This window comes from Kitasatospora sp. NPDC094019 (assembly GCF_044764505.1).
GTDB lineage: Bacteria > Actinomycetota > Actinomycetes > Streptomycetales > Streptomycetaceae > Kitasatospora.
This window is the reverse complement of record NZ_JBIWIF010000002.1, coordinates 620,083-640,514: the sequence shown is the minus strand read 5'-3', so window position 1 is coordinate 640,514 and position 20,432 is coordinate 620,083. Positions and strand designations below refer to the sequence as shown.

General features: G+C 75.7%; 10 protein-coding genes. 2 read left to right on the top strand and 8 right to left on the bottom strand.

Going from position 1 to position 20,432, the window contains the following annotated elements; genetic code table 11:
• Window positions 1-60: 60 nt before the first annotated feature.
• The 4 genes from ACIQ9P_RS07825 to ACIQ9P_RS07810 all read right to left on the bottom strand — a co-directional run bounded on the left by ACIQ9P_RS07825 (window position 61) and on the right by ACIQ9P_RS07810 (window position 13,524).
• Window positions 61-1,644: a DEAD/DEAH box helicase gene (locus ACIQ9P_RS07825; RefSeq protein ID WP_402351372.1), complete on the bottom strand. Its 1,584-nt coding sequence runs from the start codon at window positions 1,642-1,644 to the stop codon at window positions 61-63.
• 371 nt (window positions 1,645-2,015) lie between these two features.
• Window positions 2,016-2,219 (bottom strand): cold-shock protein, encoded by a 204-nt coding sequence (locus ACIQ9P_RS07820; RefSeq protein ID WP_030918248.1) that lies wholly within the window; start codon window positions 2,217-2,219, stop codon window positions 2,016-2,018.
• A gap of 386 nt (window positions 2,220-2,605) precedes the next feature.
• Window positions 2,606-8,272: an amino acid adenylation domain-containing protein gene (locus ACIQ9P_RS07815; RefSeq protein WP_402351369.1), complete on the bottom strand. Its 5,667-nt coding sequence runs from the start codon at window positions 8,270-8,272 to the stop codon at window positions 2,606-2,608.
• Window positions 8,269-13,524 carry an amino acid adenylation domain-containing protein gene (locus tag ACIQ9P_RS07810; protein WP_402351366.1) on the bottom strand — a complete coding sequence of 1,752 codons (5,256 nt, stop codon included), beginning with the start codon at window positions 13,522-13,524 and terminating at the stop codon, window positions 8,269-8,271. The genes ACIQ9P_RS07815 and ACIQ9P_RS07810 overlap by 4 nt, the downstream gene beginning before the upstream one ends.
• 422 nt (window positions 13,525-13,946) lie before the next feature.
• Here ACIQ9P_RS07810 and ACIQ9P_RS07805 point away from each other — a divergent pair, with 422 nt between their 5' ends.
• Entirely contained in the window at window positions 13,947-14,471 is a 525-nt protein-coding gene (locus ACIQ9P_RS07805; protein WP_402351364.1) for a BlaI/MecI/CopY family transcriptional regulator, read from the top strand.
• A complete protein-coding gene (locus ACIQ9P_RS07800; RefSeq protein WP_402351361.1) occupies window positions 14,468-15,409 on the top strand; it encodes a M48 family metalloprotease in 942 nt (313 codons plus the stop codon). Before ACIQ9P_RS07805 ends, ACIQ9P_RS07800 begins: the two co-directional genes overlap by 4 nt.
• 43 nt (window positions 15,410-15,452) lie before the next feature.
• Here the strand turns inward: ACIQ9P_RS07800 and ACIQ9P_RS07795 are convergent, their stop codons facing one another.
• The 4 genes from ACIQ9P_RS07795 to ACIQ9P_RS07780 all read right to left on the bottom strand — a co-directional run bounded on the left by ACIQ9P_RS07795 (window position 15,453) and on the right by ACIQ9P_RS07780 (window position 20,366).
• Window positions 15,453-16,964, bottom strand: coding sequence for an ABC transporter ATP-binding protein (locus tag ACIQ9P_RS07795; protein ID WP_402351358.1), 1,512 nt, complete (start codon window positions 16,962-16,964; stop codon window positions 15,453-15,455).
• Window positions 16,961-17,812, bottom strand: a complete 852-nt coding sequence (locus ACIQ9P_RS07790) for an ABC transporter permease (RefSeq protein WP_402351355.1) — start codon at window positions 17,810-17,812, stop codon at window positions 16,961-16,963. Before ACIQ9P_RS07790 ends, ACIQ9P_RS07795 begins: the two co-directional genes overlap by 4 nt.
• Window positions 17,809-18,702 (bottom strand): ABC transporter permease, encoded by an 894-nt coding sequence (locus tag ACIQ9P_RS07785; RefSeq protein ID WP_402351505.1) that lies wholly within the window; start codon window positions 18,700-18,702, stop codon window positions 17,809-17,811. Before ACIQ9P_RS07785 ends, ACIQ9P_RS07790 begins: the two co-directional genes overlap by 4 nt.
• A 101-nt stretch (window positions 18,703-18,803) precedes the next feature.
• Window positions 18,804-20,366 (bottom strand): ABC transporter substrate-binding protein, encoded by a 1,563-nt coding sequence (locus ACIQ9P_RS07780; RefSeq protein ID WP_402351352.1) that lies wholly within the window; start codon window positions 20,364-20,366, stop codon window positions 18,804-18,806.
• Window positions 20,367-20,432: the final 66 nt, after the last annotated feature.

Genomic DNA, 20,432 nt, shown 5'->3' with positions numbered 1-20,432 from the left:
GGGACACGGGCGGCGGGGCACCCGGGCCGGAGCGCGAACGGCGCTCCGGCTCTCGGATCCCTAGACCGCGGTGGCGCGCCTGGGTGCGCGGCGGCGGTTCGCGCCTCCCGCACTCGTACCGGTGCCGGTACCGGCACCGGTCCCGCCGACGGGGCGGGCGGGGCGGCTGCGCCGGTTGCGGCTGCTGGACGGGCCCCGGCGGGACCGCTCCACCACGGGCGCCTCGATCACGACCGGGATTCCGGTGGGAACCCGGGCGCCGGTGATCCGGACCAGCTCCTCGTCGCCCGCGCTGACGCGGGTGGTGACCGGGGTGATGGCGGCCGTCGCCATCAGGCGGGCCATGCCGCGGCGCTGGCTGGGCAGGACCAGGGTGACGACGGTGCCGGACTCGCCGGCCCGGGCGGTGCGTCCGCCCCGGTGCAGGTAGTCCTTGTGGTCGCTCGGCGGGTCCAGGTTGACGACCAGGTCGAGGCCGTCGATGTGGATGCCGCGGGCGGCGACGTTGGTGGCGATCAGCGCGGTCACCTGGCCGTTGCGGAACTGCTCCAGGGTCCGGTTGCGCTGCGGCTGGGACTTGCCGCCGTGCAGGGCGGCGGCCTTCACGCCGTTGGCGAGCAGGTCGTCCACCAGGCGGTCGGCGCCGTCCTTGGTGTCGATGAACATGATCACCCCGCCGTCGCGGGAGGCGATGTGGGCGATGGTGGCGTTCTTGTCGAAGTTCTGCACGTGCAGCACGTGGTGCTCCATCGTGCTGACCGCTCCCGCGGACGGGTCCACCGAATGGGTGACCGGGTCCTTGAGGAAGCGACGTACCAGGCGGTCGACGTTGCGGTCCAGGGTCGCCGAGAACAGCATCGTCTGGCAGCCCTCGGCCACCTGCTCCAGCAGCTCGGTGACCTGCGGCAGGAAGCCCATGTCGGCCATCTGGTCGGCCTCGTCGAGCACTGTGATGCCGACCCCGTCCAGCTGGCAGTCGCCGCGCTGGATCAGGTCCTTGAGCCGGCCGGGGGTGGCCACCACGACCTCCGCACCACGGTTCAGCGTCTGCGCCTGGCGTCCGATCGACATCCCGCCGACCACCGTGGCCATCCGCAGCCGCACCGCGTGGGCGAACGGCGTCAGCGCGTCGGTGACCTGCTGCGCCAGCTCCCGGGTGGGGACCAGCACCAGGGCCAGCGGGCGGCGCGGCTCGGCCTTCTGCCCGGCGGTGCGGGCCAGCACGGCGAGGCCGAACGCGATGGTCTTGCCGGAGCCGGTACGGCCCCGGCCGAGGACATCGCGGCCGGCCAGCGAGTTCGGCAGGGTCGCGGCCTGGATCGGGAACGGCGCGGTCACGCCCTGACGGGTCAACACCGACAGCAGGGCCTTCGGCATCTCCAGCTCGTCGAACGTCTCGACGGCCGGCAGCGACGGGGTGGTGCTCACCGGCATCGCGAACTCCCCCTGCAGGGAGGAGCCCTGGCGGGAGCCCCGGCCACCGAAGGGCCGGTCGCCGTAGAAGGAACCGCCGCCGGAGGGGCGGGAGGAGCGGGATCCGTAGGACCCGCCGGAAGAGCCGCCGTAGGACCCGCCGGAGGCGCGACGCGAGGACGCGGAGCGGGAGTCGGCGCTGCGGTACGGGGAACGAGTGGAACGGTTCATGCGAAACCTTCCTTGGACGGCGCGTCGCAAGGAGGCTCCGCAGCGCAGGGCGCAGACAGGAGGCCACGAGGAACGGGCCGAAAGTGTGGAGAGCGGAGCGTGGACGGTGAAACCGTGCGGCACGTCACCTGCAGTCGGCGCTCACCGCGGGAGGCGGGAGCGCGGAACCTCGAACCGTGAACTGTCACGGCAGGGCGCCGATCCGGACGTGGCGCTGTGCGTCTCGCGTCGGGACGGGCAGCCGGTGGCGGAGCCGAGGGGCCGGAACGGCCCGGGATGCGCGTCGTGGCGCAATGCCGAGAGGCCCGGACCGGACATGATGTACGCCGGTTCGGGCCCCTCGCTACCAGGCGGGTGCCGTGGCAGAAAAACTACAGCGGACGAATGTTCTCGGCCTGCGGGCCCTTCTGGCCCTGCGTGACGTCGAACTCGACCTTCTGGCCCTCGAGCAGCTCGCGGAAGCCGTTGGCGTTGATGTTCGAGTAGTGGGCGAAGACGTCGGGGCCGCCACCCTCCTGCTCGATGAAGCCGAAGCCCTTTTCCGCGTTGAACCACTTCACAGTGCCATTAGCCATAAAAAAATCTCCTTCAAAGGGAATTTTCGAAACATGCGGAACGCACGCCCCGAATCACCGCGATGAGCACCCACCCGGGGAAGAGCCGGGAAACAAAAATGCGCCTGCCGATCATCAGCAGGCGCACACAAAGTTCATGGGAACCACTACTGCAACAACAACGACTGTAGCAGGCCCGGGACCACGGCGGGCGGATATTTTCCGTCGGCTCCGCCGGGACCGGTCCGCGAGCGGCGCGGGCGGCACGGCCCTCGGCCCGGCCCCGGGGCCACGCGGCGCGTGCCGCGCGGCCCCGGACGTCCGCGTCCACCGCGGCCGCGGGCGCGCCCGACCACCGGGCCGGGACCGCGGCCCGGACCGCGGTCGACATCGCGCCCGCTCACCGGTCAACCCGCAGTTCGGGTACGGGTGGACGAACGTGACGGACCGTCGGACAGCGCGCGGTCGGCCGCGGCCTGGAGGGCGTCGAGGTCCTCGGCGATCTCCGCGCCCGCGACGGCGTCCGGCAGTTCGTCCTCCATGAACCGCAGCGGGCGGTAGCACAGGCCCAGGACGGCCCAGCCGATCAGCAGCACCCCGCAGGTGACGAGGAGCAGCCCGGTGCCGCGGCCGGGCCCGGTGCCGAGGACGCGGCCCACGCTGCCCGCCAGCGCCCCGCCCGGGTCCAGCGGACCCGCGAAGAGTTCGGCGAGGGGCGGGGCGGTGAGGAAGGCCAGTGGGGTCATGGCGACGGCGAGCATCTGGTTGGTCGCGAGCACCCGGCCCTGGAGGTCCGGGCCGACCTTGAGCTGGATGATGGCCAGCCAGTGCGCGTTGAGGATGCTCATGGACGCCCACCAGACCAGCGCGCCCACGGCTGCCAGCGTCACCGACGGGCGCAGTCCGACCAGAACGACGCCCAGGCCGACACCGCCCACGAACCCGACCATGCCGGTCGCCCGTCGCGCGGTGCCGCCCCACAGGGCCACGATCAGGCTGCCGGCCACGGCCCCCGCGCCGCCGACCGCGGTGACCACGCCCACCGCGGCGGTACCGCTGAACGCGAGCACGCCCGGGACCGTCAGCGTCACCGCGAGCGTGCCCAGGTAGTTCTCCACCATGAAGAACACGATCATGACCAGCAGCGGACGGCGCCGGGCCAGGAACCTCCAGCCGCCGACGACGGTGCGGGCGAAGGACTCCTCCTGCCGGCGGAAGAGCCGGTCGGGGAAGCGCACCCACAGCAGCGCGGCCAGGCCGACCAGGAACGAGGCGACGTCCGCCGCCACCACCCAGGGCAGACCGACCAGCCCGATCAGCGCGCCACCGGCCAGCGGGGCGATCAGCGTCCCCAGCCCGGCCCCGAGGTTGGCCAGCCCGTTGGCCTGCACCAGGTACGGCTTGGGGACGAGCTGGGCCACGGCCGCCAGGTAGGCCGGCCGCCGGAACGCCGTCACCAGCGACATCACGCCCACGATCAGACCGACCTGCCCGAGCCCGAGGCCGCCGCGCCACAGCGCGGCCACCAGGGACACCGTCGCGGTCGCGGAGACGGCGTCGCAGGCGAGCATGACCCGCCGGCGGTCGACCCGGTCGGCCACCGCGCCGCCCAGCGGCCCCGCGACGATCGCCGGGAGCATCGCGAGCATGCTGATCAGCGCGTAGTCGAGGACCCGCCCGCTGCGCTGGTAGGCCCAGACCCCGAGGGCGAACGAGGTCAGCGCGCTGCCGATCAGGGAGACGGTCTGGCCGGCGGCGAGCAGGTAGAAGTTCCTGAGGTCCCGCCGCGCCCTCCCGCCGACGACCGTGACCTCGGCGACCGGCTCCGGAAGCAGGCCGTCGGCCCAGGCGCCGAGCCGCTCGCCGACCAGCGCGGCGAGCGGGGCGGCCTGGTGCTTGAGGAAGTAGTGTCCCGCCCTGGGGAGGGTGGCCAGCTCCACCCGGTCGGCGAAGGCCCCCCACTCCGCGAACCGCTCCTGGTAGAGCTCGGTGGACCGGTCGCGTTCGCCGATCAGACAGAGCACCGGGGCCCGGAGCCTGCGGGCGTCCGGCCGGGTGAGTTCGCCGGTGAACCAGCCCTGGGCCTGGTCCACGTCGTGCCGCAGGGCGCGGAGCATCGTCCGCTGGGCCGCGTCGGCCGCTTCGCCGTTCCCCTTCCCGTGCCCGTCGCTGTTGGCGTCCCGACCGGCGTCGCCGCTGCCGTCGCCGCTGCCGTCGCCGTCGTCGTCGATGCCGCCGAGGGTGCGCAGGAAGTCCCGGTAGGCCCGGTCCGACGTCCAGCGGGTGGCCGGGAACCGGCTGCGCAGCCAGGTGGACAGCCGCCCCGGCAGCCGCGCGCCGGGGAAGCTGCCGCCGACCAGCAGGCCCGTCACCGGGACGCCGTCGGCCTCCAGGCGCAGCGCCAGTTCGGTGGCGGCGGCCGAGCCGACGCAGTGGCCGTACACCGCCACCGGACCGACCGGACCGGCTGCCCCGGCCACCCCGGTCGGTCCGACCGGCTGGGCCAGTTCGGCGAGTTCGGCGACGACCCGGTCGATCAGCGCGGTCAGCGGGAGCAGCGGCTCGTCCGGCCGGGCCGGATCGTGTCCCGGCAGTTCCACGGCCAGCACGGCCGCGCCGGGAATCGCCGCCGCCAGTCCGGCGGCGAGCGGGCCGTAGGCGGCCGCCGAGCCACCGCCGTAGGGGAGACAGACCACGGTGACGGTCGGCGGCCGTCCGGGCGGCGGACCGGCCAGCCGGTGCAGCAGCCGGCGCTCGCCCTCGGGCCCGCCCGCCTCGGCGGCGTCGAGGAACGCGGCCAGCTCGCGGACGGTCGGCCGGGTGAACAGGTCGATCACCCGCAGTGTCGGGTCGATGGCCCGGACCGCGCGCACCGCCCGGAAGGAGTCGCCGCCCAGGGCGAAGAAGTCGTCGTCGACGCCGAGGCCGTCGGCCGCGCCCGGTTCGAGCACCCGGGCCCAGGCCCGGGCGACGCGCAGCTCGGTCGGCGTCCCCGGGGCGGTCCGCTCAGCGGCCGGCGCCGGCTCGGGTGCGGGCAGGGCCGAGCGGTCCACCTTGCCGTTGGGGTTGAGCGGCAGTGCGGGGAGCACGACGACCGCCGAGGGCACCATGTGGTCGGGCAGCCGTCCGCGCAGGGCCGCGCGGACGCGGGCGACGTCCACGGCGGACCCGGGCGTCGCGGGGGTCACCCAGGCGGCGAGCCTCCGGGCGTGCGCCTCGCCGACCGGCAGCACCACCGCCTCGGCGAGTTCGGGCAGGTCGCGCAGCGCCGAGACGACCTCGCCCGGCTCCACCCGGTAGCCCCGGATCTTGACCTGGTCGTCGATCCGGCCGAGGAACTCGAACAGACCGGCCGGGGTCAGCCGGACCCGGTCGCCGGAGCGGTAGCACCGCGCGGTGCCGGTGACCGGATCGGGGACGAAGCGCTCGTCGGTCAGGTCGGGACGGCCGAAGTAGCCGCGCGCCACGCTGGGCCCGCCGATCCACAGCTCGCCGGGCACGCCGGCGGGGAGCGGGCGGCCGCCGGGGTCGACCACCCAGCAGTCCACGTCCGCGAGCGGCCGCCCGATCGGCACCGTCCCCGAACGCCGGGCCGGCGGGGTCTCCTCCACGGCGCAGCCGAGCACGGACACCGTGGTCTCGGTGGGGCCGTAGTGCACCTGGACGGCCAGCCCGGGCCGCGCGGCCCGGATCCTGGCCACCAGGTCCCAGGAGCACGCCTCGCCCGCGAGGATCAGCAGCCGGCGCGGCAGCACCCGGGCGAGCTCCCCGTGGGCGGCGAGCAGTTCCAGGTGGCTCGGCACCATCTTGACCGCGTCGACCGGGTGCGCGGCCAGGTACGCCCCGTACGCCTCCGGGTCGGTCGCCACCTCACGGTCCACCAGGTGCACCGTGCCGCCGGTGACCAGCGCCCCGAACAGGTTGGTCAGGCCGAGGTCCGCCGCGTGGGTCGAGACCAGGGCGAACGAGCCGCCCGTCACCCCGCCCTCGGCCAGCCGCTCCGCCACCGCGTGCAGGTAGTGGGTGATCTGCCGGTGTTCGACCGTGACGCCCTTGGGGCGGCCGGTCGAGCCCGAGGTGAAGACCAGGTAGGCCGCCGCGGCCGGGTCGACGGCCACCCGCGGTGGGGCGTCGGCCCGCTCCGGTGGCGCCCCCGGCGCGGGCGGACCGTCGAGGAGCAGCACGTCCGGCGGGACGCCGTCCGGACCGGGGCCGCGCCCGGGCAGGCGGTCCGCGAACTCCCGCTCGGCGAGGACGACCCGCGCGCCCGCCGTCGCCAGGATGTCGGCCAGTCGGTCGTCCGGGTAGGCCGGGTCGAGCGGCAGGTAGATCGCGCCGGCCTTGAGGACGGCGAGCAGGGCGACCACGAGCGGTGTCCGGCGGTCGGCCAGGACGGCGACCGGGTCCTGCGGTCCGACCCCGGCAGCGAGCAGCCGGTGCGCGAGCCGGTTCGCCCGCCGCTCCAGCTGTCCGTAGCTCAGCTCGCCGTCGGGGCCCACCACCGCCGTCGCGTCGGGCCGTTCGGCGGCCCGGCGCTCGACCAGGGCGTGCAGCGGCCGGGTGAGGTCGAACTCCCGGCGCGGCCCGGACAGCAGCGGGCCGTCGGCCGGCTCCAGCGGCACTTCGCGCACGGGGCGGTCGAGATCGGACAGCACGCCGTCGAGCAGGACCGCGTACCACTCGGTGATCCGGCGGGCGGTCTGCGGCTCGAACAGGTCGGTGCGGTGGATCAGCGACCCCTGGTAGGTGTCGCCCGGGCCGGGGGCGTTACCGGCACCGCTCGACGAGGTGGCCGTGAACGCGAGGTTGAGGTCGAACTTGGCCGTGGTCGCCGGCGGTGCGGAGACCCTCGCCGTCAGACCCGGGAAGCGCGGGGCCGGGACCGGGGTGTCGATCACGTTCAGGAGGACCTGGAAGATCGGCGTGCTGGAGAGGTCGCGCGCCGGGCGCAGCCGGTCCACGATCCGCTCGAACGGGACCTCGGTGCGGGCGAGCGCCTCCAGGGCCACGCCCCGCACCCGGGTCAGCAGTTCCCGGCCGCTCGGCCCGCCCGACAGGTCGGTCCGCATGGTCAGCGTGTTGACGAAGAACCCGATCGTGCGCTCGGTGTCGGGGTGCCGCCGTCCCGCCTCGGGCACGCCGACCGGCACGTCGTCGACGCCCGACAGCCGGGCCAGCAGTTCCTGCCAGACCGCGAGCAGCACCATGAACGGCGTGCAGCCGACCTCTGCGGCCCGCCCGCGCACCTTGGCGGTGAGGGCGGCCGACAGGACCACCGGCACTTCCGCGCCCGTCCGGTCCGCGACCGGTGGGCGGGGCAGGTCGGTGGGCAGGTCGAGGACCGGCTCCAGACCGGACAGCGCGCGGACCCACCAGGCCAGGTCGGCCTCCGCGCGCTCCCCTTCCTCCGGCCGCCGGGAGAGCCAGTGCGCGTAGTCCGCGTACTGGACCGGCGGCGGCGCGGGCGGCGCGGCCAGTCCGAGCCGGGCCGCGTACAGGGCCGCCAGTTCCGCCACCGCCAGCGTTCTCGACCAGGCGTCGAAGGCGAGGTGGTGGACCGTCAGCGCCAGGACGTGTTCGTCGTCGCCGAGCCGGAACAGGGTCGCCCGCGCGGGCGGTGCGGCGGCCAGGTCGAACGGTCGGCGCGCCTCCTCCCGCAGGCGGCCGTCGAGCGACTCCCGCCCTCCCGGCCCGCTCAGGTCGACCTCGGCCAGCGGTACCGCCTCGGCCGGACCCGCCACGGCCGCCGGCTCCCCGTCGGTCTCGACGACCAGGCTCCGGAGCACCTGGTGCCGTTCGGCGAGGTCCCGCACCGACCCCAGCAGTGCCGCGGCGTCGAGCGGTCCGCGCAGGTGCAGCGCGACCGGGATGTGGTAGGCGGTGCTCTCCGGATCCAGCTGGGTGAGGAACCACAGCCGTGCCTGCGCGGCGGACAGCGGGGCCGGCGCGTCCCCGTCGGGCCGGACGGGTATCGCGGGGGTGCTGCGGGCGGCGGTGCGGCGGGCCGAGGCCAGCCGGGCCCGCAGGGCGTCGGCGAGTCGGGGGTCCCGTCGCTCGGCGGACAGCTCGGTCATGCGGCACCGCCCGCGGTGCGGGCGGCGGGGGTGGCCGTGCCCGCCGGTCCGAGGGGCTCGGGTCCTCCGACGGGCTCGGGCGGTCCGACGGGCTCCGGTGGTCCGGCCAGGTCGGGTGACACCGCGGGGCCGGGTGACGCGGCGGGGTCGGACGGTCCGGCGAAGTCCGGCGACGCGACCAGGTCGGCCAGCAGCAGCGCCTCCAGTCCGGCGGCGAAGTCGGCCAGGACCGGGTGCTCGAACAGCAGCCGCACCGGCAGCGCGAGGTCCAGCGCCGCCATCAGCCGGCCCGCGACCCGGGTGGCCGCCAGCGAATGCCCGCCGAGCGCGAAGAAGTCGTCCTGGACGCCGACCCCGGCGACCCCGAGCACGGCCTCCCAGACCTCGGCCGCCAGCAGCTCGGCGTCGGTGCGCGGGGCGGTCCGCTCGCGGCCCGGGCCCTCACCGGGGGCCGGGAGGGCGCCCCGGTCGACCTTGCCCGAGGCGGTCACGGGCAGGGCGTCGAGCACGACCCACCGCCGGGGCACCAGGTGGTCCGGGACGCGGGCGCGCAGGCGCTCCTCGATGCCGTGGGTGCCGAAGGCGTCGGCGTCGGCCGCCGAGGGGCCGACCGCGAGGTGGCCGACCAGGTGGGCGTCCGCGCCGTCGCCGAGGACCACGACGGCCGCGTCCCGCACCGCCGGGTCCGCGCGCAGGGCGGTCTCGATCTCGCCGAGTTCGATCCGGTGGCCGCGCAGCTTCACCTGCTGGTCGCGGCGGCCCAGGAAGTCGAGGGTGCCTCCCCCGGCCTCCGGCGAGGGGGACCCGCCCCTGGTCCCCCAAGGGCGCCAGCGAGCCAGGTCGCCGGTCCGGTAGCGCCTGCCGCCCGGTACGAACGGATCGGCGGCGAACGCCGTCGCGGTCGCGTCGGGCCGGTTCCGGTAGCCCCGGGCGACGCCCGCGCCGCCGATCCACAGCTCGCCGGTCACCCCCGGCGGAACCAGCCGGCCCAGGGCGTCCAGCACGTAGGCGGTCTCCCCGGCCAGCGGCCGGCCGATCGGCACCGCCGCGCCGACGGGAGTGCCCACCCGGGCCAGGGTCGAGTAGACGGTGCTCTCGGTGGGACCGTAGGCGTTCCACAACTCGCCGGCCCGGGAGAGGAGTTCGCCCGCCAGCCCGGGGTCCATCAGCTCGCCGATGCTGATCACCCGCACCCCGGGCGCCGTCCACCCGGCGGCGACCAGCATCCGCAGCGTGGTCGGCGTGGCGGTCATCAGCGTCACGCCGGCCCGGTCGACGAACCGCGCGACGGCATAGCCGTCGACGGCGGACTCCCGGTCCAGTATCGCCAGCCGGAGCCCGCAGACCAGGCTGACCCAGAGCTCGAACCCGAACACGTCGAACGACGGCGAGGTGAGACCCAGCATCACGTCGTCGGGGCGGACTCCCGGCGTGATCCGCATCGCGGCCACGAAGGCCGCCAGGTTCGCGTGGGTGACCTCCACGCCCTTGGGCCGGCCGGTGGAACCGGAGGTGTAGAGCACGTAGGCCAGATCCTCGGGCGCCGGCTCGGGCAGCGGCGTGGGGCCGGGGTCGCCCGTGCCGTCCAGGTCGAGAACGCCGACGCCCAGCGGTCCGGCCAGCTCGGCGGCCCACCCGAGGGTCTCCCCGGCGGCGGCGACGACGGTCGCCCCGGAGTCGGCGAGCCGGCCGCGCAGCCGTTCGAGGGGCTGGTCCGGTTCCAGCGGGACGTAGGCGGCGCCGGCCCGCAGGACGCCGAGCAGGGCCGCGGGCAGGTGGCGGTCGCGGGGCAGGCAGACCCCGACGGTGAAGGCCCCCGCCGGTCCGGTCACGCCCTCGCTCGCTCTCCTCGCCAGCAGGGCGGCGGCCACGTGCCGCGACCGTTCGGCGAGTTCCGCGTAACTCAGCTCGCCGGTCGCGTCGGAGGCGGCCACCGCGGTCGGCCGCCGAGCGGCCCGGTCGAGCACGGCCGCCACCACGGTCCGCGGACCGTCGGTCGGCAGCGGGGCTCCGGTGCCGGCGGCGAGCAGAGCGGCCCGCTCCGCCCCGCTCACCAGCTCCAGTGCCGACAGCGGGAGGTCCGGACCGGCCGCGGCGGCGCGCAGGATCCGGAGCAACCGGTCGGCGAACGCCTCGGCGTCGGCCGGGCCGAACCGGTCCTCGTCGTACGCGATCCGGAGTTCGGGCCCCCGCACCGTCTCGTTGACGAACACGGTCAGCGGGGCCTGCGTCCCGCCGTTGGTCGCCTCGCCGAGCAGTTCCACGCGGACGCCGTCGCGCTCCACCGCCACCGGAAGGCCGGCCGGCTGGAACGAGAGCACGACCGGGGTGCCCATCGTTCCCCGGGGGTGTTCGATCCCCGCCGCCTCGAAGGCGTCCCGCACGGTGAACCCCGGACGGTCCATGACGCGGGCGGTCGTGGCGGCGGCGGCACCGACGGCGCTCCGGAAGGACTGTCCTTCCGCCAGCCGCAGTCTGACCGGGCTGATGCCGACCAGCGGTCCGACCACGTTCTCCAGCTCGGGGCGCGCCCGGTCGGCCACGGCCGCGCCCAGGACGACGTCCGACCGTCCGGTGAGCCCGGCGACCAGGACGCCGAGCGCGGTCAGGAAGGTCGCGAACGGGGTGGCCCCGCAGTCGGCCGCGAGCCCGCGCAGCAGGGCCGCCGTCCCGGCGTCGAGGGGACGGGCCAGCCGTTCGCCGACCGGTCCGCCGGGGCCGGCGGGCGCGACGGGCGCGACGGGGAGAAGGTCGTGCGGCGGCACGGCGTCCGCCAACTCCCGGGCCCAGAAGGCACGTAACCGCTCGACCCGGTCGGGCCCGGCGGCGAGCGCGCGTTCGTGCAGCGCGAGGTCGCCGACCTGGACCGGCGGCGCCGTCGGGCCCGGGCCGCTGTCCGACGGGTGCGCCGCCGACGGGTGGTCCGCTCCGCCGCCCAGGCCATCGGCCAGCTCCGCCATCAGGACGCCGATCGACCAACCGTCGAACGCCACATGGTCGGTCACGACGACCAGTTCCGCCTCGTCCCCGCCGAGCCGGAGCAGGGTGGCCCGCAGCAGCGGTGTCTCGGTGGCGAGGTCGAACGCGTGGCTCGCGGCCGCGCGCGTCAACTCGCCCGCCCGGCCCGCCCGCTCCGCCCCGGGCAGGCCCCCGAGATCGTGCTCCTCGAACGGCACCGGGGCCGGTGGGCGGACCGAGGCGACCGGTTCGCCGTCGACCGCCCGACCACCGGAGGCATCCGCCGCGCCGACGACCGCCGCACCACCGGCCAGCACGACGCTGCGCAGCACCTCGTGCCGCTCCACCACCGCGTCCAACGCGGCCCGCAGCCGCGCCGTGCCCGGCAGTCCGCGCAGACGCAGACGGAAGGCGATGGTGGTGGCGCGCTCGCCGGAACCGACCTGTCTCAGCAGCCACATGCCCTGCTGCGCGGACGTCAGCGGGTAGCTGTCACGCCCGGTGTGACGCACCGGCGCCGGTTCCGGCGCGGCGCCCGGGCGGTCGGCCGGAGCGGCCCGCAGCAGCGGGGCGAGTCCGGCGACGGTGGGCGCGGCGAGGAAGTCCGTCAGCGACACGGCCGTCCCGAACTCGCGGCCCAGGACGGCGCAGACACGGGCGGCCGCGAGCGAATGCCCGCCGAGCGCCCCGAAGTCGTCGTGGACGCCGACCTCGGTCAGACCGAGGGCACCGGCGAGGACCTCCGCGATCCGCCGCTCGGTGCCGGTGCGCGGGGCCACGTACTCGGTGTCGACGGCGCGTCCGAAGTCCACGGCGGCCAGCGCGGCGCGGTCGGTCTTGCCGGTCGGTCCGACGGGCAGGCGGTCGAGGACGGCGATCCGGGACGGGACCAGCTGTTCCGGCAGCCTGTCCCGCAGCCACGCCCGGAGCCGCGCCCCGGTGAGCGTCCGGTCGTCCGATTCCGCGCAGGCCAGCAGGATCCGGGTGCCGTCCTGGTCGGCCGGCGCCAGCGCCACGGCGTGCCGGACGGCCGGGTGACCGGCGAGCGCCGCCTCGACCTCGCCCAGCTCGATCCGGAAGCCGCGGACCTTCACCTGGTCGTCGATCCGCCCGGCGAAGTGGTGGAGGCCGTCGACCCGCCGCACCAGGTCGCCGGTCCGGTAGTGCCGGACCCCGGCGGCGTCCGTGACGAACCGTTCGGCCGTCAGCTCCGGTCTGGCCAGGTAGCCCCGGCCGACCAGCGGTCCGGACACCCAGAGTTCGCCGACCTCGCCGTCGCCCAGCGGGTTCCCGGCGCCGTCGCGGACCGAGAGCCCGCTCTCCGCGTAGGGCGACCCGATCGGCGGCTCGGCCCGCCCGGCCGCGGGCACCTCGTAGGTCACGCAGCTCACCGTGCACTCGGTCGGGCCGTAGCTCTGGACCACCCGTCGGACACCGGCGTTGGCGTGGATCCGGTCCGCCAGGGCCCGGGTGAGCGGTTCGCCGCCCGCGCGGACGGTGCGCACGCCCGGCGGCAGCGGCTCGCGCAGCAGCGCGGCCAGCCCGGACGGCGTCCCGTAGACCATCGTGACCCGGTCCCGCTCGGGAAGGGCGGGCAGCGCGAGCAGGTTCTCGGCGAGGATCACCGTCCCACCGCGGAGCAGCGGGAGGAACAGTTGGGTCACCGACGGGTCGAAGCAGACCGACGTCGCGGCCAGCATCCCCCGGAGCTCGTCGGCCGCGTACACGGACGACTCCCAGCGCAGCAGGGCCGTCACGTTGCGGTGCTCCACCACGACGCCCTTGGGCCGGCCGGTCGAGCCCGAGGTGTACATCACGTAGGCGGGGTCCGTCGGCTCACCGGCGGAGTCGGGGTCGACGTGGTCGGCGCTGCCCGGGCCCACCGTGTCGACGAGCAGCAGGTCGGCGCCGGTGGCCCGGAGGACGTCGCCGCGGCGCCCGAGGACGGCCCCCGAGGAGACCAGGTGGGAGATCCCGGCGTCCTCGACGAGGAACTCCGACCGGCTCGCCGGGTGGGCCGGATCCAGCGGCACGTACGCCGCACCGGCCTTCCAGACCCCCAGCAGCGCGGGCAGCAGCCACTCGTCCCGGTCCAGGCAGACGCCCACCAGTGAGCCCCGCCCGGCCCCCCGGCGGCGCAGCTCGCGGGCCACGGCGCCGGCCCGGCGGTCGAGTTCCGCGTACGTGGTCCGGGTCGACCCCGCCACCACGGCGATGTCGTCCGGCGCCCGGCCCGCCATCCGCTCGAAGGCCCGATGGACCCGGCCGATCCCGAACGTGCTCGCCGACGCCATTGTCGATCCCCCTTCGTGAACCTGCCATGACACCGGGACCAGTCCTGTCGAGCGTCCCGGTGCGATCGAACTCCCAGCGCTGGTCGGCTCCCGCCGTCGCTGCCGCGCGCACGGTCGGGCAAGCCGAGACGGGCCGGCCCGAAGGCACTCAGGGCGGGCTCCCAGCGGCGCGCCCACCGTACTGGCCCGCCTCCGGTGGGGTCCAGGGTTGTGATCGTCAGGAACAGGCCGTTGAAGACGGAACCCCGGTGGGGTACGCGAGTGCCTCGTCGCGGCCGGACGGTCGGCCCCCGTAGAGTTGGGTGAGGCATACCTAAGTCGCACGCGGCCGATGCGGTCCGGCCCCCGACTCCGACCGCTTGTCGGCACCGGGGTGCGCCGGTCGAGGACATCGGGTCGAGCACATCGGGACAGGGAGAGAGATGGCGAGGGACCGCAAGGAGGCCCGGCGGCCGCACGGGGAACTGGTCGCGGACGTGATGACGGTGCTGTGGGCGGCGGGTGAGCCGATGACCGCCCAGCAGGTGCAGGGAGCACTGCACCAGGACCTCGCCCGGACGACCGTCGCGACGATCCTCGCCCGCCTGCACGAGAAGGGGACCGTGGTGCGCACGCAGCCGGGGCGTTCCTTCGCCTACGCGCCGGTCTCGGACGCCGCCGGGCTGGCGGCGGGACGGATGCGGCGGGAGCTGGAGAAGGAGCCGCAGCGGGATCTCGTGCTGAAGCGGTTCGTGTCCTCGCTGTCCACGGACGACGGGGACCTCCTGCGCCGTCTGCTCGTCGAGGCCGAGGCGGGGCCGGCCGAGGTCGAGTCCGCCGAGGCCGAGTCCGCCGAGGCCGAGTCCGCCGAGGCCGGATCCACCGGGACCGAATCCACCGCGGTCGAGTCCGCCGACGCGGAACCGGCCCCGAGCGAGGGCCCGGCAGCCCCGGAGGGCACCGCGTGACGCTGCTCCTGCTGATCGTCGCCCTCGCCGTCGCCCTTCCGTGGGCGGCGGCGCCCGCGGCCACCCGGCTCGCCGGGCTGCTTCCGCCCCGTGCGGCCTCCGTGACCCTCGCCGGAGCGGCCACGCTGCTCGCCGGCGGGGCGGTCGCGGCGCTCGTCGGACTCTTCCACGTGCCGTTCCTCGCGATGCTGGAACACCTGCGACTCGACCAGGTGACGGCGGACTGGCCGGCCGTGCTCCCGGTGTCCTGTGCCGCCGGGGCCCTGCTCGTCGCGCAGACGGTCCGGCTGACGCTGGCCGCCCGTCGGCAGCGGGCGCTGCTGTCGAGCGCCTGGAGGCTGACCGGGGAGTGCGCGGCGGAAGGCGACGTGCTCGTCGTGCCGGGCGAGGACGCGGAGGCGTTCGCCCTGCCGGGATTCCGGGGACGGGCCGGCCGGGTCGTGGTCACGGAGGGCATGCTCGGACTCCTCGGGCCGTCGGAGCGCGCCGTTCTGTTCGCCCATGAGCGGGCCCATCTGCGGGGGCGGCACCACGCGTTCTCGGCCGTCGTGGTCCTCGCCGCCGCCGTGCATCCGGCGCTCGCGCGGCTGGGACCGGCACTGGACTTCCACCTGGAGCGGTGGGCGGACGAGGCCGCCGCGACGGTGGCCGGGGACCGGAGGACCGCCGCGACCGCCATCGCCCGGGCCGCGCTGGCCGGCGCGGCCGGGTCCGGAGGACGCGGTGGCCGCTTCCCGTCGGTCAGCACCGGCCCGGTCCCGCTGCGGGTCCGGGCCCTGCTGGAACCGGAGCCCGCCGGGCCGCGCGGACGCGGACCACGCGCGGCGGCGGCCGCCCTCGTCGCGGCGGTGGTGGTGTCAGCTGTGCTGGCCCTGGGTCTCGCCTACGGGCTGCACGAGTACGTGGAGCACTCGGCCCGGGAGATCGTCGGCCGCTGACGGCACCGGTGCCGGACGGACCGGCCGGACAGCGGCCCGGAACTCAGTTCGGCACCGGCCCCGGGGCCGCCCCCTCCTTCGTGATCAGGGTCCCGTCGTCGCCGTCGAGCGCGAGCAGCAGATCAGCGTGCGCCGACAGCAACGGCAGGTCGTGGCTGACGAGGACGACGGCGAGGCCGCGGTCGGCCCGCAGGCCGCGCAGGAGTTCCATGATGCCCTCGGCGGTGTCGGCGTCGAGGGCCGAGGTGACCTCGTCGCAGAGCAGGACGTCGGGTTCCGCGGCCAGGGCCCGGGCGATGGAGACGCGCTGGCGCTGCCCGCCGGAGAGCTCGTGGGGGTAGCGGCCCGCGTGGTCGGGAGCGAGGCCCACGGCGGCGAGCAGTTCGGCGACGCGGGCGTCGCACCGGTCGGCCGGGTGGCCGAAGTGGAGCTTCAGCGGGCGGGCGAGGGCGGCACCGACGGTGCGGACCGGGTTGAGGGCGCCGAGCGGGTTCTGCGGGACGAGTTGGACGCGCCGCCGCTGGTCGCGGGTGCGCCGCCGGTAGGAGGGGGCCAGGAGTTCCCCGCCGAGGGTGATCCGGCCGGCCGCGGGGCGGTGGAGCCCGGCGACGGAACGCAGCAGGGTGGTCTTGCCGCATCCCGACGGGCCGGTGATCCCGGTCAGGGTGCCGGACCGCAGGGCGAGTTCGAGGCCGGCCAGGACCTGGCGGCGGGTCCGGCCGGTACCGACGTGGGCGTCGAGTGCCCTGACCTCGACGACGGCTCCCCCGGCCACGACCGGGGCCGGAGCCACGACCGGGACCGTCGCCGGGGCAGTGGCAGTGGCAGTGGCCGTAGCCGTACGGGCGGGCCGCAGCGCGAGCACGTCGTCGGAGCAGCGGGCGACGAAGTCCGCGTCGTGGCTGGTCAGGGCGATAGCGATGCCTTCGCGCGCGGCGAGGCCCCGCAGCAGGTCGGCGATGTCGTCCCGCAGCGCGGCGTCCAGGCCGGCGGTGGGTTCGTCGAGGAGGAGCAGCGCGGGCCGCCTGGCGAGGGCGCGGGCGAGGGCGACGCGCCGCTGCTGCCCGCCGGAGAGGTTCGCGGGCCGGCGCTGTTCCAGACCTTCGCCGACCGGCAGGCGGACGGCGCGCATCAGGTCCGCGACCGGGGTCCGGCGTCCCTGCGGGGAGGTCTCGCGAATGAGCCGGTCGACGCGCGCGCGGGGGTTGAGGCCGGAGCCGGGGTCCTGGCCGACGAAGGCGAGCCGGTGGCGGCGCAGTCGGCGCAGTTCCTCGGCCGGGAGGGCGAGGATGTCGTGGCCGAGGACGTCGAGGCTTCCCGCCGCGACGCGCGCGCCCGGCGGGAGGGCGCCGACGAGGGCGCGCAGCAGGGTGGTCTTGCCCGCGCCGGAGGGGCCGGTGACGGCGGTGACGCGGCCGGGGGTGAGGGCCAGGGTGGCGTCGGCGAGCAGCGGGGTGTCCCCGAGCGCGATGGACAGGCCGACGGCGCGGGCGACGGGACCGGCGGTGCTCACGGCACGATCGGCGGTACTCGGGTCGGGTTGGGTGCTGCTCACAACGGGGTCTCCGGGGTGGGCCGGGCGGGGGCGAGGGCTTCGGCGGCGAGGTTGACGCTGATGGCGAGCAGGCCGATGGCGAGGCAGGGCGCCCCGACGGCCCACGGGTTGAGGGTGATGCCGGCGGCGTTCTCGCGGATCATCAGGGCCCAGTCGGCTTCCGGGGGCTGGGGGCCGAGCTGGAGGAAGGCGGCGACGGAGACGATGTAGATGCCTTCGACGAACCGCAGCCCGAACAGGGCGAGGAGGGTGGAGCGCAGGTTGGGGAGGACCTCGTGGACGGTCAGGTGCCAGAGGTTCTCGCCGCCCGCGGCGGCGGCTTCGACGAAGCCGGTGGTGGCGACCGGGGCGGCCGCGGCGGCCACGATCCGGACGGCGTAGGGGATGCCGAGGACGGTGGCGGCGGCCGCGACGGCGAGGCGCCCGCCGCCGGGCCAGGCCAGGGCGACGAGCATGATGGCGAGGACGGACGGCAGCAGGATCGTCAGGTCCGCGGCGCGTTCGATCCACCGGCCGAGGGCCGGGCGCAGGACGGCGAGGATGCCGACGGCGGTGGCGACCGCGGTGACGACCAGCGCGATGCCCAGAGCGGTGGCGATCAGGGGCGCGCCACCGGTCAGGAGGCGGCTGAGGACGTCCCGGCCGAGCTGGTCCCCGCCGAGCGGCGCGTCGCCGCCCGCTCCGCCGTAGGGGAAGGTGACCGGGGTGTCGATCGGGTGCGGGGCGAGCAGCGGTCCGGCCAGGGCGAGGGCGACCAGGAGGAGGGCGGGGACGGCGCGGGCGAGCACCCGCCGCCGGTGGCGTCGGGCGGTCGGGGCGAGGGCCGCGGTCGGGGCGTCGGCGGTCATCGTCGCTCTTCTCCGAGGGTGCTGGCGCGGACGAGGTCGGCGGCCAGGAGCAGCAGGCTGATGGCGGCTCCGGCGGCGGCCACGACACCGGCGACGAGGGGGGTGTCGCGGTCGGTGACGGCTCCGGCCAGGACGGCGCCGATGCCGGGGTAGTTGAAGAGCGTCTCCACCACGACCGTGCCGCCCAGCAGCATGCCCGCGGAGGTGGCGATGCCGACGCTGATGGCGGGCAGGGCGCCGGGGAGCATGTGGTGCCCCAGGACGCGGCGCCGCGGCAGGCCGTCGAGGATCGCGGCCCGGACGTGCGGCAGGTCCGCCTGGTCGGCGAGCGCGCCGCGCACGATGCGGGTGTTCCAGCCGATCTGCGGGACGGCCAGGGAGAGCAGCGGCAGGACGATCATGGTCCAGGTCTCGGGTCTGCCGTCGGGGCCGGTGAGGGTGACGGCGGGCAGCCAGCCCGTCCACCGGGACAGCAGCAGGAGCAGGGCGACGGAGACCACGAACTCCGGGAGGGCGAACGCGGCGGTCGACAGGGTGTCGACGGTCCGGTCGACCCGGCCTCCCGGGCGCAGCGCGGCCCAGCCGCCGAGGGCGAGCGCACCGACGGTGCTCAGGGCGAGGGCGAGGGCGCCGAGCAGGAGGGTGTTGGGGAAGGGGCCGGCCAGGACGTCGGTGACGTGCTGGCCGCGGGCGGTGGTGCCGAGGTCGCCGGTGGGAAGGCCGGTCATCCAGTCCCGGAAGCGCTCGGCGACCGGCCGGTCGAGGCCCAGGGCGGTGCGGCGGGCGGCGAGGTCGGCGGCGGTGACGCCCCGGTCGGTGGTGGCGCCCGCGGCGTCGCCGGGCAGGAGTTCGACGGCGGCGAAGACGGCCGCGAGCAGGGCGACGAGCATCACCAGCCGCCTCGCGGCCTGGCGGGCGGCCCGGCCCGCACCGGGGAGGATGCGGGCCGGGAGCCGTCGCGGCGCGCGGGCGCCGGCCGGGTGGAGCGCGGTCAACGCGCCAGCCAGGTCTTGTCGAGCTGGACGCGGCCGTAACCGGGGAGCCCGGGCAGGTCGCGGACGGCCGCTCCGGCGAGGTCGATGCCGTCGGCCATGCCCCAGAGCAGGTAGCCGGACCTGGCGAACTCGATCTCCTGGAGCTGGTGCAGCAGCTTGCCGCGCTCGGCGGCGTCCGCCGTGCCCATGGCCTTGCGGTACGTCTCGTCGAAGGCCGGCTCGTTCCAGCCGGACTCGTTCTGGCCGGCGTCGGAGAGCATCGTCTTGGAGGCGAAGAACACGACCGAGTCGTTGGTGCCCCAGTAGGTGGTGTAGAGCGCGCCCTTGAGCCAGGTGTCGTCCCAGAAGATCTTGGAGTCCTGCTTCACCACGTTGATCTTCACCCCGGCCTCGCGGACCTGGGTGGCGAAGAGGGTCGCGGACTCCGCCAGGCCCGAGATGTCCTCGGTGGTGACCAGGTCGTAGGTCTTCGAGGTGTCGAAGCCGGCGTCGGCGAGCAGCTGCTTGGCCCTGGCCAGGTCGCGGGCGCGCTGCGGGAGGTCCTTGGCGAAGGCCGGGTCGCCGGTGCCGAGGATGTCGTTGCCGACGCTGCCGTAGCCGGAGAGGACCTGCTTGACCATGGCGTCGCGGTCGACGGCCAGCTTGAGGGCCTCGCGCACCCGCGCGTCGGCGAAGGGGCCGTCGGCGGTGCGCATGACGATGGGCATCGCCATGTCGTTGGGTCGGCGGACGATCCGGACGTCCTTGCGGGACTCGGCGGTGCGGGCGGCGACGGCGCCGACGTTGGAGGCGACGTCGATCTGCCCGGCGAGCAGGGCGTTGGCCATGGCCTGGGGGCTCTCGAAGAGGCGCACCTCGACGGCGTCCAGCAGGACCTTGCCGCCGTACCAGTTGTCGTTGCGCACCAGCCGGGCGTTGCCGTCGCGGTACCAGTCGAGCTTGAAGGGGCCGGTGCCGGGGGCGCCGGCGACCGCGTCGTCCTTGGTGTCCTTCTTGAGGACGAAGGTGGTGAGCCGGGTCAGCAGCGGCAGTTCGGCGTTGGGGTAGTCGGAGACCAGGACGACGGTCCTCGGGCCCTCGGCGGTGATGCCCTCGGGCTGGATGCCGGGCAGGCGGCTCTTGCCGGCCGGGGTGTTGCGCAGGCGCTTCAGCGACCAGACCACGTCCTCGGCCGTGACGGGGGTGCCGTCGTGGAAGGTCGCGCCGTCGGCGAGGGTGAACCGCCAGCTCTTCAGGTCGTCGGAGGGCTTCCAGGAGGCGGCCAGGCGCGGCGCGGTGTTGGTGCTGTCCCCGGGTATCGCGAGTGTGTCGTAGATCAGGCTGAGGATCAGGTAGTCGCTCTCGTTCGCCTGGGTGCCGTGCGGATCGCGGGTGACGGCGGACGCCTTGCCGAGCGCGCCGATCTTCAGGGTGCCGCCCGCGCGGGGCTGCTGGGAGGCGCCCGCGGAGGGCGCGGCGTCCTTGGACCCGCCCGTGCCGCCGCTGCCGCAGGCGGCGAGCGCACCGGCCGCCCCCACGCCGGCTCCGGCCCACAGCAGCTGTCGTCTGGTGACGCCCACGTTCGTTCCTCGTTTCGGGGTTGTGCTCGATTTGCTTAGGTTTACCTACCCTAAGTTTCAGCCGCG